General features: G+C 36.7%; 25 protein-coding genes. 4 read left to right on the top strand and 21 right to left on the bottom strand.

Going from position 1 to position 26,257, the window contains the following annotated elements; all coding sequences use genetic code 11:
• Positions 1-42: 42 nt before the first annotated feature.
• The 6 genes from ISU02_RS17025 to ISU02_RS17000 form a co-directional block, all read right to left on the bottom strand.
• On the bottom strand, positions 43-1,113 hold the full coding sequence (locus ISU02_RS17025) for a pyridoxal-phosphate-dependent aminotransferase family protein (protein ID WP_194703048.1): 1,071 nt from the start codon (positions 1,111-1,113) through the stop codon (positions 43-45).
• A 259-nt stretch (positions 1,114-1,372) separates the two neighbouring features.
• Positions 1,373-2,212 carry a DegV family protein gene (locus ISU02_RS17020; RefSeq protein ID WP_194703047.1) on the bottom strand — a complete coding sequence of 280 codons (840 nt, stop codon included), beginning with the start codon at positions 2,210-2,212 and terminating at the stop codon, positions 1,373-1,375.
• Between the two features lie 349 nt (positions 2,213-2,561).
• Complete coding sequence (locus ISU02_RS17015; protein WP_194703046.1) at positions 2,562-3,179, bottom strand: cyclodeaminase/cyclohydrolase family protein; 618 nt, start codon at positions 3,177-3,179, stop codon at positions 2,562-2,564.
• Between the two features lie 32 nt (positions 3,180-3,211).
• Positions 3,212-4,483: an imidazolonepropionase gene (gene hutI, locus ISU02_RS17010; protein ID WP_194703045.1), complete on the bottom strand. Its 1,272-nt coding sequence runs from the start codon at positions 4,481-4,483 to the stop codon at positions 3,212-3,214.
• Between the two features lie 3 nt (positions 4,484-4,486).
• Positions 4,487-5,380 (bottom strand): glutamate formimidoyltransferase, encoded by an 894-nt coding sequence (gene ftcD, locus ISU02_RS17005; protein WP_194703044.1) that lies wholly within the window; start codon positions 5,378-5,380, stop codon positions 4,487-4,489.
• A 179-nt stretch (positions 5,381-5,559) separates the two neighbouring features.
• Entirely contained in the window at positions 5,560-5,841 is a 282-nt protein-coding gene (locus tag ISU02_RS17000) for a DUF1294 domain-containing protein (RefSeq protein ID WP_194703043.1), read from the bottom strand.
• A 177-nt stretch (positions 5,842-6,018) separates the two neighbouring features.
• On the opposite strand from ISU02_RS17000, the gene ISU02_RS16995 reads away from it, so the two are divergent.
• Complete coding sequence (locus ISU02_RS16995; RefSeq protein WP_194703042.1) at positions 6,019-6,690, top strand: MgtC/SapB family protein; 672 nt, start codon at positions 6,019-6,021, stop codon at positions 6,688-6,690.
• Between the two features lie 10 nt (positions 6,691-6,700).
• On the opposite strand, the gene map is transcribed toward ISU02_RS16995, so the two are convergent.
• The 4 genes from map to asnS all read right to left on the bottom strand — a co-directional run bounded on the left by map (position 6,701) and on the right by asnS (position 12,273).
• Positions 6,701-7,453 carry a type I methionyl aminopeptidase gene (gene map / locus ISU02_RS16990; protein WP_194703041.1) on the bottom strand — a complete coding sequence of 251 codons (753 nt, stop codon included), beginning with the start codon at positions 7,451-7,453 and terminating at the stop codon, positions 6,701-6,703.
• A complete protein-coding gene (locus ISU02_RS16985) occupies positions 7,450-8,640 on the bottom strand; it encodes a response regulator (RefSeq protein WP_194703040.1) in 1,191 nt (396 codons plus the stop codon). Before ISU02_RS16985 ends, map begins: the two co-directional genes overlap by 4 nt.
• Before the next feature lie 79 nt (positions 8,641-8,719).
• The gene (locus ISU02_RS16980) at positions 8,720-10,675 is read right to left on the bottom strand and encodes a diguanylate cyclase (RefSeq protein ID WP_194703039.1); all 1,956 of its coding nucleotides are present in this window, start codon (positions 10,673-10,675) and stop codon (positions 8,720-8,722) included.
• A 206-nt stretch (positions 10,676-10,881) separates the two neighbouring features.
• Complete coding sequence (gene asnS, locus ISU02_RS16975; protein ID WP_194703038.1) at positions 10,882-12,273, bottom strand: asparagine--tRNA ligase; 1,392 nt, start codon at positions 12,271-12,273, stop codon at positions 10,882-10,884.
• Between the two features lie 182 nt (positions 12,274-12,455).
• On the opposite strand from asnS, the gene ISU02_RS16970 reads away from it, so the two are divergent.
• Positions 12,456-13,634 carry a GGDEF domain-containing protein gene (locus tag ISU02_RS16970; protein ID WP_194703037.1) on the top strand — a complete coding sequence of 393 codons (1,179 nt, stop codon included), beginning with the start codon at positions 12,456-12,458 and terminating at the stop codon, positions 13,632-13,634.
• A gap of 65 nt (positions 13,635-13,699) precedes the next feature.
• Here ISU02_RS16970 and ISU02_RS16965 read toward each other — a convergent pair whose 3' ends face one another.
• The gene (locus tag ISU02_RS16965) at positions 13,700-14,710 is read right to left on the bottom strand and encodes a hypothetical protein (protein WP_194703036.1); all 1,011 of its coding nucleotides are present in this window, start codon (positions 14,708-14,710) and stop codon (positions 13,700-13,702) included.
• A 309-nt stretch (positions 14,711-15,019) separates the two neighbouring features.
• On the opposite strand from ISU02_RS16965, the gene greA reads away from it, so the two are divergent.
• Positions 15,020-15,481 (top strand): transcription elongation factor GreA, encoded by a 462-nt coding sequence (gene greA, locus ISU02_RS16960; RefSeq protein WP_194703035.1) that lies wholly within the window; start codon positions 15,020-15,022, stop codon positions 15,479-15,481.
• A 32-nt stretch (positions 15,482-15,513) separates the two neighbouring features.
• On the opposite strand, the gene ISU02_RS16955 is transcribed toward greA, so the two are convergent.
• Positions 15,514-16,767: an MFS transporter gene (locus tag ISU02_RS16955; protein WP_194703034.1), complete on the bottom strand. Its 1,254-nt coding sequence runs from the start codon at positions 16,765-16,767 to the stop codon at positions 15,514-15,516.
• A 141-nt stretch (positions 16,768-16,908) separates the two neighbouring features.
• On the opposite strand from ISU02_RS16955, the gene ISU02_RS16950 reads away from it, so the two are divergent.
• A complete protein-coding gene (locus tag ISU02_RS16950; RefSeq protein ID WP_228727860.1) occupies positions 16,909-17,403 on the top strand; it encodes a GAF domain-containing protein in 495 nt (164 codons plus the stop codon).
• Positions 17,404-17,549: 146 nt separating this feature from the next.
• Here the strand turns inward: ISU02_RS16950 and ISU02_RS16945 are convergent, their stop codons facing one another.
• The 9 genes from ISU02_RS16945 to cobU all read right to left on the bottom strand — a co-directional run bounded on the left by ISU02_RS16945 (position 17,550) and on the right by cobU (position 26,211).
• The gene (locus ISU02_RS16945) at positions 17,550-18,509 is read right to left on the bottom strand and encodes a polyprenyl synthetase family protein (protein ID WP_194703032.1); all 960 of its coding nucleotides are present in this window, start codon (positions 18,507-18,509) and stop codon (positions 17,550-17,552) included.
• A 21-nt stretch (positions 18,510-18,530) separates the two neighbouring features.
• Positions 18,531-19,058, bottom strand: coding sequence for a Gx transporter family protein (locus ISU02_RS16940; protein WP_194703031.1), 528 nt, complete (start codon positions 19,056-19,058; stop codon positions 18,531-18,533).
• A 3-nt stretch (positions 19,059-19,061) separates the two neighbouring features.
• Positions 19,062-19,442, bottom strand: coding sequence for a NusG domain II-containing protein (locus ISU02_RS16935; protein WP_194703030.1), 381 nt, complete (start codon positions 19,440-19,442; stop codon positions 19,062-19,064).
• A 234-nt stretch (positions 19,443-19,676) separates the two neighbouring features.
• Complete coding sequence (locus tag ISU02_RS16930) at positions 19,677-21,455, bottom strand: FAD-dependent oxidoreductase (protein WP_194703029.1); 1,779 nt, start codon at positions 21,453-21,455, stop codon at positions 19,677-19,679.
• Between the two features lie 204 nt (positions 21,456-21,659).
• A complete protein-coding gene (locus ISU02_RS16925) occupies positions 21,660-22,517 on the bottom strand; it encodes an EamA family transporter (protein WP_194703028.1) in 858 nt (285 codons plus the stop codon).
• 94 nt (positions 22,518-22,611) lie between these two features.
• Positions 22,612-23,418 carry a ZIP family metal transporter gene (locus ISU02_RS16920; RefSeq protein ID WP_194703027.1) on the bottom strand — a complete coding sequence of 269 codons (807 nt, stop codon included), beginning with the start codon at positions 23,416-23,418 and terminating at the stop codon, positions 22,612-22,614.
• An 83-nt stretch (positions 23,419-23,501) separates the two neighbouring features.
• Positions 23,502-24,902 (bottom strand): cobyrinate a,c-diamide synthase, encoded by a 1,401-nt coding sequence (locus ISU02_RS16915; RefSeq protein ID WP_194703026.1) that lies wholly within the window; start codon positions 24,900-24,902, stop codon positions 23,502-23,504.
• Positions 24,903-24,918: 16 nt separating this feature from the next.
• On the bottom strand, positions 24,919-25,641 hold the full coding sequence (cobS, locus tag ISU02_RS16910; protein ID WP_194703025.1) for an adenosylcobinamide-GDP ribazoletransferase: 723 nt from the start codon (positions 25,639-25,641) through the stop codon (positions 24,919-24,921).
• 9 nt (positions 25,642-25,650) lie between these two features.
• A complete protein-coding gene (cobU, locus tag ISU02_RS16905; protein WP_194703024.1) occupies positions 25,651-26,211 on the bottom strand; it encodes a bifunctional adenosylcobinamide kinase/adenosylcobinamide-phosphate guanylyltransferase in 561 nt (186 codons plus the stop codon).
• Between the last annotated feature and the right edge of the window lie 46 nt (positions 26,212-26,257).

The raw sequence follows: 26,257 nt of genomic DNA, 5'->3' as shown, positions 1-26,257 counted from the left end.
AGCCTCCTAAAAATATAGAATCCTTCAAAATTAATCAAAAATTTATAAACCTAAGATGTCTTCAATCTCTTTTAATAGAACTTGAAGATCTTCCATTTTAGTATCTGCCATATGAGCAATTCTAAATGTTTTTTCCTTCAACGTGCCATAGCCATTTGAAATCATATAACCTCTTTTGCCGAGTTCTTTATTTAAATCGGCAACACTGATGCCTTTCGTATTTTTAACAGTTGTCAAGGTGTTTGAAGCGTATTGTTCTTCAGCTAACATTTCAAAATGTTTATTGGCCCATGCTCTAACCACTTTTGCCATCTCTAAGTGTCTAGCAAATCTATTTTCAAGACCCTCTTCTAAGATCTTATCCAATTGATAATCCAGAGCAAACATATGTGCTAGAGAAGGCGTTGAAGGATATTGATAATCTTTTTTCTGAATGCATTCATAGAGTGCTAGCAAATCAAAATAAAGACCTCTATGAGGAACTTCCTTAGCAGCTTCAATGGCCTTGTTTGAGAACGAACAAATTGAAAGACCCGCTGGCAAGCCTAAACATTTTTGAGTTGAAGTAATACAAATATCAACACCTAACTTATCCACGTCAATTTTCGTTCCACCCATTGAACTTACTGTATCTAAGCAAAAAATAACATCTGGATACTTGCTCACAACCTCAGCAATGGCTTCAACAGGATTCATAATCCCAGTGGAAGTTTCATTATGTGTGATGGTAATCAAGTCATATTCGCCTGTTGAAAGTGCTTTTTCGACCATTTCAGGTGTTGTAGGTTGCCCAAGTTCCGATTTAAAAATATCTGCAGGAACATTATTAGCAACTGCCATTTCATACCATCTGTTTCCAAATGCACCTACAGAAAATACAGCGGCTTTCTTTCTTGTACACGATCTAATGGCACCTTCCATTAACCCACTGCCTGAAGAAGTCGATAAAAGGATTTCATTTTCAGTGTACATTACCTTTCTCATCTTGTCAGAGATACTTCTTTGCAATGCAGAGGCATCCTTTGTTCTGTGTCCAATTTGCGGTGTTGCCATTTTCAAGAGTACGTCTTCACTTACGTCAACTGGTCCTGGAATAAATAATTTTTTATGCATTCAAATCACCTCAAAATATATTATTAAATCATGTTAATCATAACATTTAATCTAGCCGATGACAACATTTGTCCCAGACTCTTTCAAACATTTCATCTTAATTTATTTTAATAACTCAACTAAACACACAAAAAGACATTAACACTAGATATAACCTAGTGTTAATGTTTTTCGTTTTCAATATATACACCAAATTCAAGCCCGTTTTTCAAGCCTTTTTAGGTGGCACTATCTGGTCTTTATTTTATAAAACCACTTCTTATAAAGCAACAATTACACCGTTGTTGTCTGCATAAAGTGAAGACAATCCTGCACACTTTAAATTAAAAATTTCTTCAACACCTGGGGTTTGACTGAGGGCATCCACAATTTGATTTGCGCGCTCAAAATTTCCCACATGTGTAACCGCAACAATTTTCTTACCATTTTTAAGGATTTCCTCTTGAAGTATCTCTATTAGTCTTTGATAGGCTTTATTGGATGTCCTTACCTTTTCACAGAGTTTTATTTCTCCTCGTTCTGTCGCGCCCATAATAGGTAATATTTTCAGTGTAGAGGCAATTATGCCCTTCCACTTCGAAATTCTACCATTCTTAATGAGATTATCTAAAGACTCCGATATGAAATATACATGGGTTTCATCAATGTACCGTTCTACAATTTTTACCAATTCCTTTGGAGACACATTCTGCTTTTTAACTTCATGAATTTTACGTGTTATCAGTGTTTCAGTGGCAGCAGCTCCCAAAGAATCAAATACATGTATGAATTTTTTACCAGGATTTTCACCCTCATAGATCTTTTTTGCAAGCATGGCGCTGTTATATGTGCCACTGAGTCTAGAAGAAATAGCGACCACATAGATCTCATCTTCCTCTCCTTCGAAATGTGCCATAAAATCATTCGGAGACGGACAGGCAGACTTGGGGAGAGCAGAAGCTTTAACCATATTATCTACGAATTGATCCACATCTAAAGAGGCATCATCCACATATTCAACCCCATCTATATACAATTTGAATGGCACAATATCAACAGGATATCTGTCTAAAAACGCTTGGTCAATTTCGTTACTACTATCAGCAATTACTTTATACATAGTTTCAACTCCTATATCTGTTTCAACAACCTTATTTATTGAACTCTCTTTATTATACGCCACAAATTGCAACATTACAAATCTTGTTGTTTTAACAACATTTGAGTCATCTCCGATGCCCCAAAACGATTTTCGCTGACGCTGCTTGAGGTTGAACATTCCTCAGCGCAGCTTTCGGCTCAAATCTTGCATACAACAACATTTGTGTCATCTCCGATGTCCCAAAACGATTTTCGCTGACGCTGCTTGAGGTTGAACATTCCTCAGCGCAGCTTTCGGCTCAAATCTTGTTGTTTTAATTAAAAAAACCACATTGAATGTGGTTTTTTAACTAAAATCTCTCTAGGAACTATAAATCTGAAAGACCAAGTATGCGTGTTTCTTGCTCTATTGCCAATTTTTCAAGTGCTTTTACTTTATCCGCGGTATCTTTCACAAAGGTCTCATCCTTAATAGAGCCCAAATTAATTTTCACGTTGTAGAGTGCTGAAAGAATTGCTGTTCTCGCCATCATTGCAGAGACAAGCGCGTCCGTTTGGGCATTTTTATTACCCTTTTGAACCAATATTTCAATCAGTTCAAATAATTCTGTTGTCTTTTCAGCGACTTCTAATGGTACACTGGCTGCATAAATCATACCTTCTTGGATCAATCTGCTTCTTTCCGCTTTTTCAGCATCCGTTTCTTTTGGAAGTTTATATGCCTTCATGACTTTATCAAACGAATTGGCATCTTTATCAATCAACAATACAAAATCCTGCTTAAAGACACTCATTTTTTCCGCGATTACTTTCATCTCATCTGAAACATCTTCATAATTTTTTTTGCCAATGGTTAAATTTGCAACCATTCCAGACAACGCAGACGCCAAAGCAGATGATAATGCTGCTATACTCCCGCCACCTGGAACAGGATCACTTGATTCAGTTTTGTCAAGAAATTCTTGTAAATATAAGTCTTTTAACATGCTCTTCTCCTCTGCTACATTTATTATACTGATTATAACGGTTGATCGCTGTATAGGTCAATGATTTTAATACCGTTTTTGATCACTTTTTCCACCGTGCTTACTGCAATATGATAAGGTATAAACTTGTAAGATGGGAATTCGTGAATCACTAAATCAGCGCGCTTGCCCACGTCGATGCTGCCAATTTGGGCAGCTCTCCCAAGAGCCGCAGCACCATTAATGGTGAGTGCTGTTATGGTTTCTTCAACAGTCATACCCATTTGATTTGTTGCCAAAGCAACAAGCAGTGGGATGGATTCTGTAAAACAACTTCCTGGATTAAAGTCTGTTGCAAGCGCCACAATGCAATCTGCATCAATCATGGCTCTTGCCCTGGCATAATCCTCTTTTAGACTAAAGGCAGTACAAGGCAATATGGTGGTTACAACACTTGCCGCTTGCATGCTTTTAATGCCTTCATCAGAAGCTTGAAGCAAATGATCTGCAGATACTGCTCCTAATTCAGCCGCAAGCTCCGCACCACCCAATCTTACAATTTCATCTGCATGAATTTTGAGTTTAAGCCCCATAGCTTTTGCCGCACTTAAAAACCGTCTGCTCTGATCTACAGAGAAAACGTTCTCTTCACAAAATATATCTGCAAAAACAGCAAGATCTTTTTCCACGACCACAGGCAATACTTTTTCGATCATATAGTCGATGAATGCATCCGGCGTTTCCTTATATGCCTTAGGACGGGCATGAGGTCCTAAAAAGGTCGGTACAACATCCAGTGAATGTACTTCATTTAATCGTTTCATCACTTCAAGTTGCTTGATTTCAGTGTCTAAGTCAAGGCCGTAACCGCTTTTACCTTCCACTGTGGTCACACCAAATCTCGCCATGCTGTTTAAACGTCTTACACCTGATGCATAGAGATCCTCAAAAGTGGCATTTCGCGTACCTTCAACTGAGTTTATAATACCGCCGCCTTTGGACATGATCTCCATATAGCCTTGACCTTTAAGCCGCCAGTCATATTCATCTTGACGATAGCCACCAAAGATAAAATGTGTATGTGAATCTACAAACCCAGGCAAGACACACTTGCCTGTTGCATCTATAATTTCATACCCCATCTGCTCATAACTCGAAAGCTCTATTTTATCCTGAGTGATCTTTTTTATCAGACCTTCTTCTACAATAACAGATGCATTTTCTATGATTTTCAAATCGTTCATCTCTGAACCCGTTTTCCCCTTAAACCCGCTACAAGTCACAAGTTCAGAGGCATTCAGAATGATCATATTTCCCTTTTTCATAGCCTACTCCATAATTCTTTTTTCAAGGACTTGTTCGTGAGAAAAATCTTCTACTCCAAGATAGAACTCAGCCGTTCCAATTAACGCATCCATAGGTACCAATCCGATAATTTCACTGCCCACAATTGTAACCCCATATCTCATGGCTTCTACTCGGATGAGTTCAAATGCTCTGTAAAGTGGTGTTTTGGTGAAATCTGTCATATTCATAGAAACTTGAACGATCCCTCGATCTTCAAGCTCGATACCAATGGCCTTACAGTATCTCAATCCGCCACTTAAATGTCTCACATTTTTTGCGATCTTATTTGCAATCTCAATATCGTTTGTATTCAAGTTGACATTAAATGCCACAAGCGGCATTCTAGCACCTATTGCTGTAATCCCTGCCGTCTTATGAATTGCTACACCAAAATCTGGCTTCCACTCTTCCTCTTTAACCTTTTCTGCCATGCCTTCAAACTGGCCTTTTCTAAGTTTTGCAAGGTTTTCTCTATGAGGTGCAGACGCCGATTTTTCATATAGGAAACTTGGCAACTCATAAGCTTCGTAAAGTGCCTGTGCAACAGCTTTAGACAGTTCAATACACTCATCCATAGTCACATTTTTAATTGGAATAAATGGAATGACATCCACAGCACCCATTCTAGGATGTTGACCTTCATGCTTTGTCATATCAATTAAACGAATTGCAGTCCCTACTGCTTCAACAATTGCAGCTTTCAAAGGTTCAGGTTCACCAACTAATGTTACAACAACTCTATTATGATCTTCATCATTACTATAATCTAATAGTTTAAGTCCATTTTTGCCTCGAAAAGCAGAGACAATTTGCTCTATTTTGTCTAAATCTCTGCCTTCACTAAAGTTTGGTACACATTGAATGATTTTATTCATGCTACTTACCTCCAAATATATTTATTGTCTACAGTATATGAAATGGTCGTCTATTTAACGTCCACTTTGATCATTTACTTGCTTGTGATTCTAAGATCCCACTGTAAACCAAATATATTTTCATAATTTAACCTCATCTACACACGATTGTACCCATTTTACAAGTTACATCATTCATGCTACTGAACAGGCGTATGCCATATTATATAAAACAAAATCCCCCAATATAATAAAATCGTCGTAGGAATTATAATTCTAAAATAGCGTTTTGAAAGCTTATGTTTGAACAGAAGCATTCCCATCAGGCTGCCCACGCCTCCTCCAATTGCAGATATGCTGAGAAGAGTCACTTCTCTTATACGCCATTTGCCCTTAACTGCAAGATACTTGTCCATCCCATACATGATAAAGCTCATCACGTTAACAACTGTCAACGCCACAAAAATATATTTCAGATTCATATGTGCCTCCTTGATTTATACTCAAATCACCCTACGTTAAAATATAATTTTCTATACTTCATTTTTTCTTCATGATTATTATCTATATATTTAGAGTATAAATAATAGTATAATTAGTTTTATACTTGTTTTTCAAGTTTTTTTACTTTATTTACTTATATTCTTTTGGAGGGCTTTATGATTGTAAACTATGAATCCATCATCAAGATACTCTTTGCGACTTTTATAGGCGGACTCATTGGCTTTGAACGTGAAGTCATCAACCGTCCAGCCGGCTTTAGAACACATATTTTAGTATGTGTCGCTTCGGCCATCGTCATGGACGTCAATATTTTGTTGGCGGCAACAAATATTAACATGGACCCCACAAGACTCGGTGCTCAGGTCATTAGCGGCATAGGTTTCCTAGGTGCAGGAACGATCATTAAGGAGGGTCCCACTGTGAAGGGGTTAACCACTGCTGCCAGTTTATGGTCTGTGGCATGCATCGGTTTAGTCGTTGGATCAGGCTACTATCTGATTGCATTAATCACTGCCATCATCATGCTAATAACACTTAAAACGTTTTCTCAAATTGAAAAAAAGTGGACAAGAGCAAAGCGTTTATTCACGTTGCTTATTACCACAGACGAAGCTCCAGAACGCCTTGGAACAGTCACTTTAATTTTAGGCAAGTACAACTGTCGCATCCACAAGGTAACCCTCTCGCACGAAGAAGCGGTTAGCCATACCCATATTGAAATAGACTATATCACGCCATATGGCATTAAAAACATGGATATCATCCATAAATTAGAGTCCTTGGAAGGCATCTTGAAAGTTGAACTTAAACAGGAAGAAACCTCTTAAAATTCTAAGGCTAAAGCGTAATGATAGCGGGACCATCTTCTTGGACAATGATCGTATGTTCAAACTGGGCAACGAAGCCACCATCTATCGTTTTTAACGCCCAGCCATTTGAACTGTCTCTCACCATGTTGGAACCGTTTGAAATAAAGGTTTCGATTGCCAGCACTTGTCCAAGTTCAATTTTGTCGTTTTCACTTCTGCAGTAGTAGTTAGAAATTGCTTGTGGGGTTTCATGAAGTGCCCTGCCGATACCATGTCCAGTTAAATTCATAATCACTGTATAGCCATTCTTTTTGGCCGTTTCAAATATGGAAATGCCAATATCGTTAATTTGATTGCCCAGTTTTGCAGCAGATATGCCTGCGATCATTGCCTCATAAGCAACGCGACACAGATTTTGCTTCACCGTATGAGACGCTATAGGGTCACCTACAACGATGCTTTTTCCAGTGTCTGCATAAAATCCATCCAGCACAGCAGAGACATCCACATTGATTAAATCACCTGATTTTATTTTATAATCATCTGGGATTCCATGTGCTACCGTTTGATTTACACTGATGCATGTATATCCAGGAAAATGATAATCTATCATTGGCGCAGATTTTGCGCCGTATTTTTCCAGTATACGGCCTCCAATTTCATCGAGTTCTCTTGTTGTCATCCCCACTCTAACGCTTGAAACCATAGCATCTCTTGTCTTTGAAACAATTCTTCCAATGCACTCTAAAGCATCCCTCTCGGCTTGGGTTTTTACGATCATAAATTTCCTCTATTCAAGACAATCACAAATGTTGATCCATTACCGACTTCAGTTTCTACACTTATTTGCCCTTTGTGCTTATTCACAATAATATCTTGAGCAATACTCAAACCGAGTCCAGTGTGTTGATCCATCGATTTCGTCGTAAAAAAAGGATCAAATATTTTGCTGAGCACATCGTTTTCTATCCCTGGGCCATTATCTTTAATAAAACACAGCACATGCCTTTCATTTTCAAGTGTCGATATTTCGATTAGACTTTCGTTTTGATCTTTCAATACATTTATAGCGTTCAAGATAATATGCATTACGGCTTGCTTTAATTGCGCCTTATTGCAATATACCTCCGCATCACATCTGTATTTTTTAGTGACTTTTTTTATGGACTTGAGTTCATAATTTAGAATAAATAAAACCTCGTCTATGAGATCATTCAGTTTTATGTTTTCATAATCATCTTTACTGTTATCTCTTGTAATATTGCTCAAAGAAGCAACTAACTTTTTAATCTTATCTATATTGAGTTCGCAACTCATTACCGTGGCATCTATTTTTTGCTTGGCATTATTGAGTTTCTCCTCTGATGCCACATTGCATGATTTTACGATGCCAGATACGCAAAGCAGTTCATCTTCAATATGCCCCAGGGGCAAACTGATTTCATTTGTAAGACCAGATAGCAATTCTCCAACAGCAACCATTTTTTCCTTTTCAATAATATATGACTGTGTATCTTTAAGCACTTGGTTGACATGTATCAGCTCTAAATTCTGTTTTTCTAACAGATTCAGTGCACGCAATAGCTTTTTATCATTTTCGATTTCTTTGAGCACAGAGCGCACTCTTGAAGTGAATTCGATTTTATTAAAAGGCTTTTGAATATAGTCAGTTGCACCGAGTTCAAAGCATTCTTTTAACACTAAAAAATCATCTACTGTTGTCAACATAATGACTTTGATGTCTCTGATCCAATGGCGCTCATTAAATATTTTTAAGAGGTCGATACCACTTAACCCTGGCATTATAATATCAAGTAAAACGAGATCCACTGTATTTTTTTCAAGAATATCAATGGCCTCTTCACCACTAAGCGCTGTTATAATTTCCTTAACAACGTGATTTTCAAGCAATGTATCTTCTGCAATTTTAATATTCATTTTGCTGTCGTCCACAATCAATATATTCATTTTTCATTTCCTTTCGTCACTCGTACTCAGTTAACGATTACACCTGTCACATGTCGTCTGGAGTTCGTTTAGTTGCGCCTTATAATTCGTCGTCCCTGCTCATCATATGCTCATAATTAACAACTTGATTCCTGCCATTATTTTTACCATGATATAGGGCGTCATCGGCCATTTTCAAAATTTGCCTAATGTCATATTCAGAATCATAGGACTTCAACCCAATTGTCAAACTGATGTAAATAACATGCTGTGTCAAATCACTTTTAAAAGGATGTTGTGAAACCATTTTTCTTATGCGTTCCGCAACAAACACACCTTCTTCCTCAGTCGTATCTTGGAGTAATATGGTGAACTCTTCACCACCCCATCTCCCCACCACATCATAGGGTCGAGCTGATTTTTTTAATAGGACCACAAGTCCCGACAAGATTTCATCGCCAACCATATGTCCATAGGTGTCATTCACATTTTTAAAAAAGTCAATATCACATATCAGTATAACAAATGGCGTTTTTTTACGCTTGTAGAGACTGACACTTTGATCTAAGATTTCATACATACCTCTTCGATTAAAAGTTTGAGTCAGTAAGTCGGTCTTAGATAAACCTTCCAGTTTGCTTTCCATTTCTATACGGTCGGTTATTTCGTTGCCCGTGGTGGCTATATAATCTAAAGTGCCGATATCATCTCTAATGCTGAACATCGATAGTGTGTATACATGCTCTTTACCTAAACTGTCCATCAAAATAACATCTTTTTTTATAAAGAAACCATTGATCACTTCACTTATCGCTTCATCAATAAACATCTTAAGCTCTGGGTCATGTGACCACCACGCAGAATTTGGAAAATACTGTCCTCTAACATCTTCTATATTTTTCCCAATCACATGCAAAGCTTGCTGATTGGCATAGACGATGTTCCCATTGGCATCTAAAATGATGGCATATGAAACGGATTGATCAAATACGTATTTAAATTTTCTTTCACTTTTTTCCAGAGAAGCATTGATATTGACTGTTTTAAAATAGAGACTTAATATGATGATTACACCAATTAAGGAAAAAATAATTGGCATAATTTTACTTGCTACAGCAATATAGAATGTCATTCTATTTACAATCACATAGACATCAAAGGGCACATTTTCAAGTGGAATGATCGTAATAAAATAATCGCCATTTGTAAAAAGTTCTCCTTTTTTCTTTTCAACTTCATACAAATCAATGCCGAATTTAGAACTTAAATATTCATTCGTATTTTGATATTTTCCTTCAATAATATTACTATTTGTTGCAACGACTTGATCATACTCATTGATCAATACATAATTCATCATCTCATTGGATTCATATTTTATTAGGTCTGACAAGCCTTCCAACGTGTAGTCAATGGATAGTGCACCCATAAACTGATCCGCTTTATATATTGGCATGGAAATAGTAATCATGGCGCCTTTACCCAACTGATCTTCATAGACTTTAGTAAATTTAATTTCTTTATCAGGGTTTATTTCAGGCGTCACAATTTGAAAAAATTCAAAATCATATGTTATTGGAATAACAGTTTCAGCTTTGGAGGTAGTTTTGGGATAAATTGAAATAAAATTATTTTGGGACAAGTAATAAATCCATTCAATGTTGGATAAATTTTCTTTTATTCTGATAAAGGATTGTTCGTTGATTAAAATATCTGCAATCTCATCCTTTGTGCTATGCTTTAACGTTTCATTCTCCTTGATCCCCATTACTGATATTGATTTTCCAACGATCTCATAATTTTTACCATCGCTATACAACTCTTCATCAAAAAAATGATGATCATGAGTCATGGTGCTCGTCAATTGAGTGCCCAATAATTCGAGTTCATGAACGGATGAAATCATGTGATTCTCTAAATTTTTGCTGATATAAATACTCCTCAAAGCCATTTCGGACTTTTCTTGTATGTAAGCGCTATTGAGCTGAATGATACTCGCTATAATCAATAAAATGATTAGAATTATATTGGCAAGACATTTATTGTTACACCTCATATGAATCCACCTCCACTTATTTATGCTCTTATTAATATATACACTGTTTATCACTGATAAAATCATTATTTTAAAAAAATAGAATCATTTAATTTTATGTACAATAAAAAAGAGAGCCACAGTCATAACTTTTTCAAGTTTTTGACCACAGTTCTCTCTTAAAGCTTTTTATTTAATGGCATGCACTCATTATTAGACTGCAATCACTAAAATTCTGCATTTTTTACTGTTCTCGGAAATGGAATCACATCTCTAATGTTTCCCATGCCCGTTAGATACATAATCATGCGCTCAAAACCCAATCCATACCCAGCATGTCTTGTCCCGCCGTATTTTCGCAATTCAAGATACCACCAATAATCATCTTCATTCAGGCTCAGTTCATTAATTCTGCTCAAGAGAACATCCATTCGCTCTTCCCTTTGGGAGCCCCCTATTAACTCACCTACACCTGGTACCAATAGATCCATCGCTGCAACTGTTTTTTGATCATCATTGACACGCATGTAAAACGATTTAATCTCCTTTGGATAGTCAATGACAAACACTGGTTTCTTGTAAATTTCCTCAGTTAGATAGCGTTCATGTTCCGTCTGCAAATCAGCACCCCAGAATACGGGGTATTCAAACGCCACACCGGATTTTTTTAATGCTTCAACAGCCTCTGTATAAGTCACTTTACCAAAATCAGATGTCGCCACATGATTTAAGCGCTCCAATAAGCCTTTATCAATTCTACTGTTAAAGAAATCCATTTCTTCTGGACAATTTTCCATGACATATGAAATGACATACTTCACCATATCCTCTGCTAAAGCCATATTGTCATTTAGATCCGCAAAAGCGATTTCAGGCTCAATCATCCAAAACTCTGCCGCATGTCGTTTTGTATTTGAATTTTCAGCACGGAATGTCGGCCCAAAAGTATAGACATCTCTAAAGGCAAGTGCAAAAGTTTCCGCTTCAAGCTGACCACTCACCGTCAAATTCGTCTCTTTTCCAAAAAAATCTTCTGCATAGTCAATTTTACCGGCTTCAGTTCTTGGCGATTCATCAAAGTCTAAAGTGGTCACTTTAAACATTTCACCAGCACCCTCAGCATCACTACCGGTTATGATCGGCGTGTGAACGTAAACAAAGCCTCGATCTTGGAAAAATTTGTGTATGGCATAAGCCGCCACCGACCGTACTCTAAATACAGCAGAAAAAGTATTGCTTCTAGGTCTCAAATGCGCAATTGTGCGCAAGTACTCCATGGTGTGTCTCTTTTTTTGAAGCGGATATTCTGGCGTTGAAAAACCTTCTACGATAATTTCTGATGCCTTAATTTCAAATGGTTGTTTTGCATCAGGTGTCAGTACAAGCTCACCTTTTATAATAAGTGCAGATGCTATAGAAAGCTTAGCAACTTCATCAAAATTACTTAAATTTTCCTCAAAAACAATTTGAACATTCTTAAAAAAGCTACCATCATTAAGCTCAATGAAACCAAATGTTTTTGAAGATCTACTTGTTCTAATCCACCCAGACACTTGTATTGTTTTTTCAACAAAGTGTTCTGGATGATTATAAACTTCCCTTATTAATACCGATTTCATATTTTCCTCCAATTTTTTACTATATGCTTCAATTAAAAAATAAATTCTTTCATTGCCTTATAATTAAAGGTTTTCACCATATAAATTATAATATATGCCATCCATTAAGTCAAAATATAACATTGATATTTTAAGACTTTTCTTATACTATAATTCTATAGCATTCATATGGGAGGCATTAAATGGAGAGAATAAATATTCTGCACATAAGTGCATCACTTTTTTTACTTTCTTATTTTTTCAACGTTTTTATCTATGGCAGTAGTGACAAGCTTGTCAAAGCAAAGTATTTTGATATTATTCCATTCATTGCAATCATCGGTGCATCCAATTTAGCACTCCTATTCAGTGATTTTTATGTTTACAAGCTTGCGCTTTTCATACTCTTTTCTGTTCAATCTCTGTCTGCCATCTTCAGTAGAATTATTGAAAATAGTGTTGCCCACCTGCTGGCATATATTTTGAGTATTTGTCTACTGCTCATGATTCAATTTAACATAATGATTCCCATTCAGTTTTTAAATATTGCAAACATATTGTTGATTGGTATAATCATCATTATCCAATTTCAAAATTACAGCCAATATAAAACACCTATGCATAAAGAAATTTCAGAAATCTACCTCATAGCTCTTATTGGCGTCATCATTATCAGCTATGGCGCCTCATATTTTTTAATTAACTTTGGCCTATTGATCTACGCTGTTTTTCAACTATCTGAGATCTTTATATTGTTGAAATTTTACAAAAAATCTCGTGCTTCTATTGACGGTCGACTCTCCGATCTCGAAAAAAGATTTGAGCGAACCGTCGAATTTGAAGCAAAAAAACGCACCTCATTTATGGCGGATAAAGTAGAATATATCAAAGAAAAATCACAAAAAGACCCAATGACTAAAGCTCTGAACCGAAATGGTCTAACCTCAATCATAAACGATTTAGTCAACGATAGTTCCGTTAAAATATTCTCTATTGCAATGTTTGATATCGATAACTTCAAGAGTATAAATGATACTAAAGGCCATATGGTTGGCGATGAGTGTCTCAAATATCTCTCTTATGCCTTTATGATCAACAATCGAAAAACAGATTTTCTAGGTCGCTATGGCGGCGATGAATTTGTGCTTGTAATGCCACATATCAATGCACCAGCTGCACTTGAAATTGCAGAAAGAATGCGCTTGGAAATTCAAAACAAATCTGCACCTAAATTCACAATTTCAATGGGCATTTCAACTTATCCCTATGATGGCAAAACTTTCTCATCACTTTTAGAAGTAGCTGATCAAGGCCTGTATGCAGCAAAAGAAGCTGGAAGAAATCAAGTTAAGTATAAAGGCAATGTGTTTACAAAAGGTTAAACGGAACAACATTTGAGCCATCCCCTTATCATTAGAAAAAAGTCTACGGATAAGGGGATGTTTTTTCATTCAAAATTATAAATCATCAAGCGATCTCCATACGGCTTTAAAGTATATGTTATCGTATTTACAATAGACTGCCCCTCCCCAATATCATACTGTTCCACGACTTCGATTATAACGGCCTCTCCTATTGTCTTTCTTGTTTTGGCCTTAAATTGGATGAAGTGAAATGTTCCAACGTCCACTGCCTTTAACTGATCAATTTTTTCACGTGCTGGTGATTCAGGCATCACGTAATCAGACAATTGATGTTCTTCCAATTTTATTTTTTTTTCATAATTCTGATTGAATCCTAAAATCAAATCATGCTCCGCCAAAGTTGTCTCTTGCTCCGCAATATCTGTAAAAGCATCCGCTTCATTTTGAATTACAGTCACTTCAGCTTCTGAAAAATCAGCTCTATCCAGTTCCCCGTCTTTCTGCAAATGAAATCCACTAATTGCCTTTACATTTTTATAGGCAATTTCTTTAGTGAAATCCGTTACGCCAAGTCCCTTTTTAAAAACTCTAAACTCAGTGTAATCCTTTGCCGTGTACTTTACTTTTATCTCATCAAGCGCTTCACTTATGTAGACGATTTCAGCAGTCATTTTTGTGGTCTTATTGTTGAACATCACTGCATCAAAATACCATGTATGCCCCATTTCAAGGGGAAGACTCAAAATCTCAACAACTTGAAAGTCAGAATCATTTAATCTATTGTTATTAAGCTTTTGAATAACGCTTTGATCAGTCACTAAAAATTCATAGTTAAAAGTATAATCTGCCGACGTATTTCCAATAGAATTATCTTTAATTTCTCCAGAGGCGTCAATCTGGTATTGGCCCTCAAAAATGGCATGCTCTATTTTTTGAATTTCATGATAATATTGCCCTTCTCCATAATAGTTTGCAGGTTCTGAAATCATGTAAGATACAAGTTCCGAACTGTAATCGGCCTGCGTCTTAAGACCATTACATGCAGTCAAAAATAGTAGGTTCAACAAGATCACGAAAACGATCTTTTTCTTCATTCTTTTGTCCTCATCTAGACCATAGTTAAAATTCACAATTCATTATATCAAAAAAAACACGCCGTGACATCCACGGAATACTTTCAATATTTTTTTGAATTCATTACGGCAGAAAACTCTTTTTTTATGCACTTCAATCTTTTTAAGAGTTCCTTATTACAGCGCTCCATTTGATTTCGCAGTCTTTTTCCACATTGCACCGACCTTCCAGAAAAAATAATTTGAATATGTAAAAAAAATGTAATTTACAAACAACTTGTAATTTGATACTATATAATATGTTCAAACTATTTTAGGGGAGATGGCGGTATGAAGAAAACTTTATTAACTGAAGCTGCACTAATTAAACTACAAAAAGAATATGATGAGCTTATACTCAAAAGACATGAAATCTCTGAAGAAATTAAATTAGCACGTGGTTTTGGAGATTTGTCGGAGAATGCAGAATATCACGCGGCGAGGGAAGCTCAATCTCATAATGAAACTGAAATACTTAAGTTGAAAGAAATTCTTGAAAGTTATGAATTAGTTCAAGCATCAACCGAAAAAGATGCTGTAAGCATCAATTCAGCTGTTAAGATTAAATATTTAGATACTCAAGAGGTTGAAACAATTGAAATCGTCACTAAAATTGAATCTGATCCACTTGAATCTAAAATTTCAAATGAATCTCCCATTGGCAATGCTCTTATGGGAAAAAAAGCAGGCGCTAAAGTTGAGTTCTTATCACCTAATGGTCCTGTAAGTATTGAAATTCTTGAAGTAAATTAATTTTCGGTTCTAAATAGACTATTGTACGCTCATTATTTTGAAGTGCTGTAGTCTTCTTTTTTGTTTCCAAACACTTTATAGAGGATAAAAGTGCCACCAAGATAACATATGATGGTTACATAATAAGGTGCATTATAACTCACCGTATACATAATAATCCCCCCAAAATAGATTCCCATTGATCGGAACAAGTTATTAGTAAGTGAAACCAAACTACTCATATAAGTGCGCTCATCTTTGCCAATAAGGTCCATGGATAAACTCTTTATGATTGGATTGGCCATATTCATTAGAGAGGACCTAAAGAAAAATGAGAGTGTTATGATATAGATGCCCTGTGGCATTGAAATCGATATTAAAAATGGCACCGATAAAAGTTGACACCATATGACCGTCCTAACACGCCCCCATTTCCTGGATATTATAGGCACAAGAAGGCCGCCAAGAATGGTTCCTACTTGACTGATCGCCATAATTGTACCGACAATGCCATCCATGACATTTAAAGCGTATTTTAAATACATGCTAAAAAAGGGCACAATTAAACCTGCTCCAAAACCTACAAATGCCACTTGCAACAAATAGAGCAACGCTTTGCCTTTACAGATTTCACAATACCCACTTACAATATTAAATCCCGTCTGCCTAAAAGGTACAGTCCTTTTTTGTGCAGTCATGGATTCACCTGAAAAATACGCAGTCATCACAATCGGAATGACAATAAGAAGTGTTGCGCCATTTAAAACCAATAAATTGCCTATTTTTTCACTAGAATGTTTCGCGAGCAACTCCGAAAGATGTCCTAAAAAGAAACTTCCAAATACAAATGCTATATTCTGAATCACAAAAGCGGCACTGAATGCAGTTACCTTATGTCCATCACTGGAATTTTCATATAAAATCGGCGTTTGAAGAACCATTAATGTCGCATGTCCAATACCAAAAAAGAATGACGCAAATTGCATAATCCAAAATGTCCGTGTATTAATCATCATCAAGCCACAAAATAACATGATCAGCAGACCTGCCCTAAGGGCATTTTTTTTGTTATATTGCTCTGTGAGCACTGCTATAGGTATGGCGCCAAAGGCAATGCCAAGCGTTCTTAAAGATAGAATTTGACCCACGGCCTCTTCATTAAACCCCATATTTTTCATGTATATTCCGACCAAGACATTATAAGCCGCAACGGATACGCTTGCAATGAGTATAATCCCTAGAAATATTTTGACATTTGAATTACTTTCTTCAAAATATGATTTATAATTTTCAAATATTGATTTCACTATAACCACCCAAATCATTATACCATATATTTCGTTATACGAAAGATTTTTTTAATCACAAACTCTACTAAAATTTGAGATTGAAATAAAACGAAAATTTGATTATACTGAAATGGATTGAAATGAATGAGGAGGTATCATATGGCTTGTATCTATCCAAGTGATAGTCAGGAACCAGAATTATTATATCCGTATATTTTAGATAATATAAAATCGTTTTTAGAGGGTGAGACCGATTGGATTGCCAATGCTGCCAACGCTGCCGCCACTATAGGCTTCCTACTGCACGACTTAAACTGGGTAGGGTTTTATCTCAAGAGAGATAATGTGTTGAAACTGGGGCCGTTTTGGGGCAAACCAGCTGTAACAACGATTCAAATTGGCAATGGGGTCTGCGGCACAAGCGCTGAAACTGGAAAAACCATAAATGTGAAGGATGTTCATCAATTCCCAGGACATATTGCATGCGATTTATTTTCAAATAGTGAACTTGTAATCCCACTATTCAAAGGGGGACAACTTCTTGGCGTCCTTGATATCGACAGCCCTGAAATTGGTCGTTTTAATGAAGTGGATCAAAAATACTTGGAAGAAATTGCGCTCTATCTTGCGGAAACCATCCAGTGGCCCCAATAAGAATATCTTCTAACTGAAGATTTGAAAATACCCTGCTCCAGTGATGCATAAAGCATACTCTCTATTATGAGAGCCCAATATATGATAAGAGCTATAATCATATTCATACCATGATTATAGCTCTTATTGTGTTTAAACCGTCTCATTTAATAATCACGGTCTAATAGTTGTTTTGAAAATTGCTTTAATACACTTTTAGCTTCACAATCTTCCAGTGTATCTATTCGAGCAAATGCACGTTTTGTATACTTCATTGCAAGTCTCTTAGCTGAGGTTAATCCACTGTTGCGCTTCACAAAGTCAATTAATTCTTTTCTCGTATAATTTGACAGTTCAACAGGTTCTTTTTTCAACGCAAATAAAATCGGCACTGTGAAATAGCCATTATTAAAATCAGAGAGTATACTCTTACCTATTTTCTGATTATTTTCGTCAAAATCCAGCAGATCATCGATAATTTGAAATGCCATTCCAAGTTCATAACCAATTCGACCTAAGTTCTTCGCCAATTGTTCATCACAATTACTTTCAATGGAACCCACATATAAACTGACAGCAAAAAGTGCAGCTGTTTTCCCAGAAATCACCTTTAAATAATTTTTAATGCTCAACGCTCTGAACCTGTTTTGATACTGCATTAATTCACTTTCACAGATCTTAGAAATTGCCTGCGAAAGACGTTTGACGTTATTGGGATCAAAGCGCTCATCATTGAGCACATTAATAGATTTTGCCAACAAGTAATCGCCTGTATATACAGCCATATCCTTCCCATACTTGCTTTGGATTGAAGGCATATTACGTCTTAGCTTTGCTTCATCGATAATGTCATCATGCACAAGTGTTGCCATATGCAATATTTCAACAGCTCCAGCAAGCTTTTGTATCTTACTGGCATCATAATGACCAAAGTGCGCACTTAATACAACTAAAAAGGGTCTCAGCATTTTACCTGAGTTGCCCATAACATCATCAATGATCATTTGAACATCCGTAAATTTAGAATGCGTTTGCAAATTAATATTGCTTTTTACATGTTCTAATTCATCTAGTAAAAATTGATAAAGTGCTTTTGCACCTTCTTCTACTTCCAAATTAAAGGACATTTTACCTCCTTTAGTTTTAATTTATCTGATAAAATTTGTTTTTTGCAAATATTGTATTAATGCTCTAGCCACAATCCCGACAAAAATACCAGTTGGTATTGCTATAATTAGCAAAAAAGGTAAATATGTCAGTATCAACACATTATGAATAATAATTGCTGCAACAATCAATTGCCCCATATTATGTGAAATAGAACCAATGATGCTGATACTTATTAAACTGAGTTCATCTTTAAAAACTTTCAATAATCCTGCCATCGCAATTAGACTCAAGACACCGCCTGATAAACTGTATAAAAAACTGGAAAGTGATCCAAAAGTTGCGGCTGTCAGAAATACCCTCAATAAAACAACTGCAGAGGATTCTTTAAAGTTCAAAAAATAGATGGCTGTTAAAGTTATTATATTAGCTAGCCCCAACTTCGCACCTGGTACTATAAAAGGAATTGGAAGCATCTTTTCTATATAACCTAACACCATCCCTTGTGCTACTAAAACTGAAATCAGAACCAATTTTCTTGTGTCCACTGCTCCTTTAACTTTACGCATTTATTACTCCACTATATCATCTAATTCATTAAGCATCTCATTAGACACAATCTCAACAGTAAATTTATGAGGCAAACATACAATAATTTCGCCTGGTTTGCTAATAGCTCCTGTTTTTACGCAGATCAAATCATGGCAATTGGCTTCCGTCACAGAAACCTCTCCATTTTTGATCTGAACGACGTTGACTTCATCTTCAGAATCTAAGACATATGTTTTTTGCGTTTCATGAGTAAAGGCATACTCTTTTACAACGACACCTTTATGCTTAATGATAACTTTTAAATTGCTCTCATCATTATGCTTTATAGCGTTTACAATCCCATAAGAAATTATACCTACGATTAAAACCACTAAGATTAAAATCATATCGTTTTTTTTCATTTATTATTCATCCTTTATAGTTAAACCGTTAGAAAATCGTATCTGCAAAGCAGATACGATATATGATTAATTTCATCAGCGAAAATGAGTTTAGAGCATCCAAAACTGGCTCATATGCCGCTACATATATTCGCTTTTATATAACTTAGAGTTGATATGGACACCATAAGACAATACATCTATTGTGATTTCAAGACGATTTTCTCATTCGCCCACACATCGAATTCTGCATTTTTAGTGGAAATACAGATATGATTTTTTAGCAAAGGCTGTGCCTTTCCACCACCTTTTGAGAACTGGCAAGATATAGTAGTCACATCCAAAAGTACTCCCGGCACCGGCAATCATAGCGATTCCGCCGAAAAAGTACCATAAGATAGAGGCGTCAGACATACCCGTCAGTGTAATCGCCACAGTCATTCCTGTTGTAGCAATAGCAGATATAAATGTAAATAAGCCTGCTATAAGCATTAGACCAAAAGCGATCTCTGCGAAGACCATCATGGTTTGAAAACCAATGGCATGAGGTGCAATGATCTTATCGATCATCCACTGCACGACACCAGGAACTTCCTTTAATAATGGTTCAGCATATGATGCGCCTTCTTCAACCACTTCACTGGCCTGCGTCACTGCATCTGAAGCAATCATCTTTGCGCTGACTAACCAACCGTCATTTATTTTATTTAATCCTTCAATGAGCCACATCGTTCCTAAAAACATTCTAAACGGCACCATCCAAAAATTAGGTGATGATTTAGAAAAATGGCCACCTAAGAAAGAGCGATTATTTTTAATATGGAAAAATTCATGTCTCCAATATTCAAAGAGTTGAGCTACACCACTCACCGTAAGCAAATAATAGAAATTGACTAAATGTTTGACGAGCATTGAAAAGAATCCAGATAATTTTAAGCCATTGTTATCAGACACACAGTATCTAGAACCGACAGATACCATAAACCCATGATAAACTTGCTTGTGTGATTGGAGTGGCTTCTCCTGAATTAAATTGGCAATGTTTTCAGCTGCCGTATGACCGGATTGCTCCGCTGCTTCCACAATTTGAGGTAATAGACCATCCTGATCTTCATAATGCGTGTTGTCACCAGCGACAAAAACATTTGGATACTCTGCAGTTTGCATGTACTCATTGACATCCACTCTACCGGCTCTACCTGCTTTTAAACCCAACGAACCCACAAAATTATTGACTTTTATACCTGCACCCCAAATTAAGGTATTACAAGCGATAACGCGTCCATCCTTTAATTCAAATTTATCAGGCATTACGTTGACAATTGCTGCATCTTTCAACAAAGTAACACCAAGTCTCTCAAATCGTCTTTCAACTTTTTCAACTTGACGATCATCTTTTAACGTATTTAATATTCTAGACGTCGCTTCAATATTATAAATCGTAATCTCATCTTTATTGATTTCATACTTCTCAGCAAGATGTTTTTTGGCCTCTCCGAGTTCACCAGCCATTTCCACGCCGGTAAAACCTCCACCAACCACTGCAAAAGTAAGCATCTGACGTCTGACTTTTTCATCTTCTTCAATGGCTGCCAGTTGAAACATTTTTTCAACTTGACTTCTGATCTTAATGGCATCTTCATATGACCACAGTGTATACGCATATTCATCAATGCCTGGAATACCAAAAGAATTTGTACTTGAACCGAATGCAATGATTAAATAATCAAAATCAAAAACTTTTCTTGTGGTACTTACTTTTTGATTTTCAAAATCAATCTTTTCAACTTGATCGGTAACCACATTGACTTTTCTGCCACTAAAGATGGTTCTCAAGTCGATGCGTATTGAATCTGGTTCTGTCCTATGCCCTGCTACTTCGTGTAGTTCAGTCATAAGCGTGTGGTACGGATTTTTGTCGATCAAAGTGATCTCAACATCTTCATTTTTTTTAAAAATCTTATGAAGTGTTTTTCCAGCCTTAACGCCGGCGTATCCACCACCTAGAATTAAAACTTTCTTTAAATTTGACATATCTTCCCTCATTTCTTTCTTGACTGACGCTGACATCTTTTTAACAATTGATGTCTCTATACGCCGTCAAATTTTTTATTTCATATCCTCAAAATACATTATACCAAAAATATCCGACTAAGTAACTTGGTTTTTTTCAAAATTTTATAAATTGTATTTAAAATTCATTCATATTTACACGTTTGGATGTCTTAAATCATACCCTTACTGAATTAAGTATAAACTTAAAACCGTTATTAGCACCGCAATTTTGTCTTTTTTCTCCAGCGTTTCTCCAAAAAAGATTCTGCTCACCACGATGACAATCAAAATACTGCCAGCACTATATGCAGGAAAAACCACTGTGGCCGATTTATATCTTAACGCCTCTATCAGAAAAAAGGATGCAAAGTAATTTGGAACGCCAACCATGGCGCCTATAAGAAGCGCCTCTTTTTTCACTTGAATCTTTTGGATCAAAATAATAGTGAAACTCAGCATAAAGGCCGTTCCAAAAACAAATAACAAAAACACAGGTTTCAGAGTTATCGGCGCATACTTTTGAAAAATTTTGTTAAAAAAATCGCCAAATCCACCAAAAATGAAGAGCAAGAGTAAAGTGTATGACATCCTACGCTTAGACATTTGTTCTACCTTTGGGTGTATATTTACCATAATAATCGCCAATAAAGCTAAAAAAATACCTCCCCACTGAAAAAGTGTCGGGTATTCACGCCAAATGACAATTGAAAAAATCATTGGCAATAAAATGCCTAGCTTTCCAAACATGCTTGCAAGACTCGCACCGGATTCGTAAACACTTTTTTGATAAAAGATAAAACTTAATAAAAAAAAGATGCCCGTTAAAATGCCTATCGATATTACAAACTTCCCACCTATTTCTGAATGATCTGATGAAAACTCAAATACTCCCAAAGTATTTTTTGTAACGATGAAATATATGGCAATACAGCTTGCAATAACGTAATTCATCATACTTACAACATATCTGTTACTGTTTGATATCTTAAATAGAAGCACGATAGAAGCGCTGCATATTGTCGCTAAAATTAAGTAAATCATACCAAATCCCCTCATTTTCTTGCTATTTCATAAAAAAATACATCCCAAAGAACTTCACCTTGAGATGTATTATTAGACATTTAGCGCATAAGACTTAACCTAGTGCCACATCTAAAAGCATCATTACTGTAAAACCAACCATTGCCCCCATTGTTGCAAGATCTGTATTTTTTTCACGTTGTGATTCGGGAATCAATTCCTCCACAACAACAAATATCATTGCACCAGCTGCAAATGAAAGCGCATATGGCAAAATGGCATGCATAGAAACAACCAGCAAAGCACCAATAACACCTGAAATGGGTTCAACAACACCGGATGCCTGTCCATATAAAAACGCCTTTCTTCTTGAAAAGCCTTCTCTCCTAAGTGGTACTGAAACCGCCGCACCTTCAGGAAAGTTTTGAATACCAATACCAACAGCGAGAGCAATAGCACCGCCTAAAGTGGCTTCAGGTAGTCCCACTGCCAGCGCACCAAAGGCAACGCCAACGGCAAGTCCTTCAGGTATGTTGTGAAGCGTAATTGCAAGTACAAGCAAAACACTTCTCTGCCAACTTGTTTTAACGCCTTCAGCTTCTTCTATTGGAAATCCATTATGAAGATGGGGCAATACTTTATCAATTAAAAAGAGGAAAATGCCCCCTCCCATGAAACCAACAGCAGCTGGAATCCATGGAATCTGACCGCTTCTTTCTGCCATATCAATTGCAGGATTGAGCAGCGACCAGAAACTTGCTGCAATCATTACACCAGCAGCAAATCCGAGCATAATATCAAGTACTTTCCGGTTAATCTCTTTAAAGAAAAAAACAACGCTAGCACCTAATGCTGTAACGAACCATGTAAACAAAGTTGCAAGCAAAGCTTGCAAAACGGGTGAACTTCTTATTACATCCATATTAATCCTCCTGTTCTCATAATTGTATTTACACTTATGCCCTAATAAACAATCATTAAACAAGTTTTCTATGCTTTTAGATATTACATTTTATTAACCGTCCATAAATCTATTAAAAATGCCAAGAATTCTAAGTTGCTGTAAAAATGATTATGTGCGTAAGTTGCCAATGTATGCTCTCTAAAATAACCACAGGCCCAAGACTTAGATCGTTTTGAAGCTTCAATGATCTTAGTGGTTGGCTGATGCTCCACTAAGACAGATTTATGAAACTCATGCGCTCTATAGGAAATATCATAAGAACTACCAAAGTGTTCTCGATCATCAAGCGATAATTTCGCATGAATGTGTCCAAAACGTTGCAGTTTTTTAGTCATGAGTGTATTGATATCAAAAAAACCAACCATTTCAAAAGGCCAACCATCTAAATCTTCAATGAGATCTGTCAAATACATTAGCCCGCCACACTCTGCGTAACAGGGCATACCTGCCTCTAATTTTAAAAAAAGCTGCTCTCTAAAAGTACGGTTCGCACTTAATTGTGCTGCAAAGACTTCTGGGTATCCACCTCCAAAATAGAGTGCATCCACACGTTCTGGCAAATAAGGATCTTGCATGGGTGAAAAATACTCTATTTTAACCCCAAGTTCTTCTAACGTCTCCATATTCTCATCATAATAGAATGAGAAAGCTTGATCTTTGGCAACACCTAGTGTCAGAGATCCTCTTAGCGTCAAAGTCTTCTGAATCTCATCTAACAATGACGCCACGCTTTCAGGTGTGTCATAGACTTTTTCCACATATTCAAAATCTGAATAAATCGCATCCAAATCCACTGTTTTTTCAAGCTGTTCAGCAATCAAATCTACTTTGACACTTAAATCCAAAATTTCATCAGCTTGCAACAATCCCAAATGTCTACTCTCTATTACAACATCATTGTGCTTTGGCAGATAGCCGTAACATTTTATTCCAGTATGGTTCTCAATTGCATTTTTTAACATCCCGTAGTGGTGTTCAGAATTCACTTGATTTAGAATGACCCCTTTAATACGCGTCGGTGTTTTAAACGCCGCAAACCCTTTTACAATTGCAGCTGCACTAAGCGCCATGCTACTGGCATTAAACACGAGGAGAACGGGTAATTCCAATAAATCAGCAAGATATGCAGTGCTCCCTTCAAAGGAATCGACACCATGACCATCATAGTATCCCATAACACCTTCAACCACCGTTATATCCGCATTGACATTTCTTTTGTTAAATAGGTATTGAATCGTCTCATCAGGGACCATCCATAAGGGCAAGTTGTATGAAGACGTGCCCAAGACCTTTCTGTGAAACATTGGATCTATATAATCTGGTCCTGTCTTAAATGGCTGAACCATCAGTCCGCGATTTTTAAATGCTTGCATCAACCCTATCGAGACTGTTGTTTTCCCTGAGCCGCTTGATGCGCCTGCAATAATGATACCTTTCTTCACTTACATGTCCTCACTTTTAATATAATATTGTCGCTATCAGAAGAAAGCACATTTGACACACTTCCACAACAAAGCCTATCGTGTCGCCTGTCATCCCTCCAATTTTACCATGTATCCACTTCATTAAGAAAAATGCCAAAATAAACGTCATTGCAACCATTGCTAGCCCTTCAAACCCCAATGCAATAAATGCAATGATCAAATTGATTACTAAAATCTCGATGGAAGTTTTAGGCGTATGACTGTTGATCAGTACTGTGCCCATTCCCGGTGATACTCTTGCATAATCACTATAACCCGCCGTAAAGGCCGCAGCGCTTTTACCGACAAATGGCATGAGCAAGATCAATATCGGCATCACCTCAGAAGCACATTGATAAAACACCAAAAAATAGAGAATCAAACCGATTACACCAAAACTGCCAATTCTAGAATCTTTCATAATCTCAAGTATGCGTTCTTTTTCTCTGCCGCTGAATAAGCCATCCATTGAATCTGCCAACCCATCAAGATGAATCCCTCCACTTACAAGCAGATATACTAAAATCACTAGAATCCCTCTGACACCATGCGAAGTGTTCTGAAGCAACCAAAGCGGCACTGCCGAAATTCCGCCAACTATGAGTCCAACATAGGGAAAGTATACAATGCTTTGCCTATAGAGATCATCTGAATAAGCCACCCTATGTCCAACAGGAATCCTTGAAAAAAAAGACAACATCAATAAAAACGCTTTCATATGCACCTCCTACTTAATTTTCATAGGAATACCAGACACCGTAAAATAGACAGAATCTGCTTCTGAAGCAATTTTTTGATTGATTCTGCCTGCAATATCTCTAAAGAAATTGCCCATTTTATAGAAAGGCACAAGTCCTAATCCCACTTCATTAGAGACAATCACTATGTTCAAATCCAATTTACGCACTGTGGCAATTAATCGATCCACTTCGTCTTGAATTTTTTGTTCCAACTCATTGACAAAAATCATATCGACCATTTCAAAATCAACTTTTGGCGCCATCATCAGATTCGTTACCATTACAGTAACACAGTCAAAAATAATACCATCAGCTAATTTGACGCACTCTTGGTTGAAGTGCTGATCAAAATCTCTAAACGCCTCAATTGTAGTCCAAGTACTCGGTCTACTCTCTCTGTGTTTTCTAATGCGATCCTTCATCCCATCATCAAAAGGGACTGCTGTGGCAACATAGACAATATTTTCGCCAAAATCCTTCACCTTCTGTTCTGCAAATGTACTTTTACCACTTCTTGCACCGCCTGTTACGAATATAATTTGACCCATCTTACCTCCTGAAATACGGTTGTTACACACTGAGCATCCAATTTTA

Source organism: Fusibacter ferrireducens (assembly GCF_015352425.1).
Taxonomy (GTDB): domain Bacteria; phylum Bacillota; class Clostridia; order Peptostreptococcales; family Acidaminobacteraceae; genus Fusibacter_A; species Fusibacter_A ferrireducens.
This window is presented reverse-complemented; position numbering and strand designations above follow the sequence as displayed.

What these genes read in the sequence shown, in the direction of transcription:
- ISU02_RS17025 (WP_194703048.1), bottom strand. Translation starts at nt 1,113, where the DNA reads ATGCATAAAAAATTATTTATTCCAGGACCAGTTGACGTAAGTGAAGAC.
- ISU02_RS17020 (WP_194703047.1), bottom strand. Translation starts at nt 2,212, where the DNA reads ATGTATAAAGTAATTGCTGATAGTAGTAACGAAATTGACCAAGCGTTT.
- ISU02_RS17015 (WP_194703046.1), bottom strand. Translation starts at nt 3,179, where the DNA reads ATGTTAAAAGACTTATATTTACAAGAATTTCTTGACAAAACTGAATCA.
- hutI (WP_194703045.1), bottom strand. Translation starts at nt 4,483, where the DNA reads ATGAAAAAGGGAAATATGATCATTCTGAATGCCTCTGAACTTGTGACT.
- ftcD (WP_194703044.1), bottom strand. Translation starts at nt 5,380, where the DNA reads ATGAATAAAATCATTCAATGTGTACCAAACTTTAGTGAAGGCAGAGAT.
- ISU02_RS17000 (WP_194703043.1), bottom strand. Translation starts at nt 5,841, where the DNA reads ATGAATCTGAAATATATTTTTGTGGCGTTGACAGTTGTTAACGTGATG.
- ISU02_RS16995 (WP_194703042.1), top strand. Translation starts at nt 6,019, where the DNA reads ATGATTGTAAACTATGAATCCATCATCAAGATACTCTTTGCGACTTTT.
- map (WP_194703041.1), bottom strand. Translation starts at nt 7,453, where the DNA reads ATGATCGTAAAAACCCAAGCCGAGAGGGATGCTTTAGAGTGCATTGGA.
- ISU02_RS16985 (WP_194703040.1), bottom strand. Translation starts at nt 8,640, where the DNA reads ATGAATATATTGATTGTGGACGACAGCAAAATGAATATTAAAATTGCA.
- ISU02_RS16980 (WP_194703039.1), bottom strand. Translation starts at nt 10,675, where the DNA reads ATGAGGTGTAACAATAAATGTCTTGCCAATATAATTCTAATCATTTTA.
- asnS (WP_194703038.1), bottom strand. Translation starts at nt 12,273, where the DNA reads ATGAAATCGGTATTAATAAGGGAAGTTTATAATCATCCAGAACACTTT.
- ISU02_RS16970 (WP_194703037.1), top strand. Translation starts at nt 12,456, where the DNA reads ATGGAGAGAATAAATATTCTGCACATAAGTGCATCACTTTTTTTACTT.
- ISU02_RS16965 (WP_194703036.1), bottom strand. Translation starts at nt 14,710, where the DNA reads ATGAAGAAAAAGATCGTTTTCGTGATCTTGTTGAACCTACTATTTTTG.
- greA (WP_194703035.1), top strand. Translation starts at nt 15,020, where the DNA reads ATGAAGAAAACTTTATTAACTGAAGCTGCACTAATTAAACTACAAAAA.
- ISU02_RS16950 (WP_228727860.1), top strand. Translation starts at nt 16,909, where the DNA reads ATGGCTTGTATCTATCCAAGTGATAGTCAGGAACCAGAATTATTATAT.
- ISU02_RS16945 (WP_194703032.1), bottom strand. Translation starts at nt 18,509, where the DNA reads ATGTCCTTTAATTTGGAAGTAGAAGAAGGTGCAAAAGCACTTTATCAA.
- ISU02_RS16940 (WP_194703031.1), bottom strand. Translation starts at nt 19,058, where the DNA reads ATGCGTAAAGTTAAAGGAGCAGTGGACACAAGAAAATTGGTTCTGATT.
- ISU02_RS16935 (WP_194703030.1), bottom strand. Translation starts at nt 19,442, where the DNA reads ATGAAAAAAAACGATATGATTTTAATCTTAGTGGTTTTAATCGTAGGT.
- ISU02_RS16930 (WP_194703029.1), bottom strand. Translation starts at nt 21,455, where the DNA reads ATGTCAAATTTAAAGAAAGTTTTAATTCTAGGTGGTGGATACGCCGGC.
- ISU02_RS16925 (WP_194703028.1), bottom strand. Translation starts at nt 22,517, where the DNA reads ATGATTTACTTAATTTTAGCGACAATATGCAGCGCTTCTATCGTGCTT.
- ISU02_RS16920 (WP_194703027.1), bottom strand. Translation starts at nt 23,418, where the DNA reads ATGGATGTAATAAGAAGTTCACCCGTTTTGCAAGCTTTGCTTGCAACT.
- cobS (WP_194703025.1), bottom strand. Translation starts at nt 25,641, where the DNA reads ATGAAAGCGTTTTTATTGATGTTGTCTTTTTTTTCAAGGATTCCTGTT.
- cobU (WP_194703024.1), bottom strand. Translation starts at nt 26,211, where the DNA reads ATGGGTCAAATTATATTCGTAACAGGCGGTGCAAGAAGTGGTAAAAGT.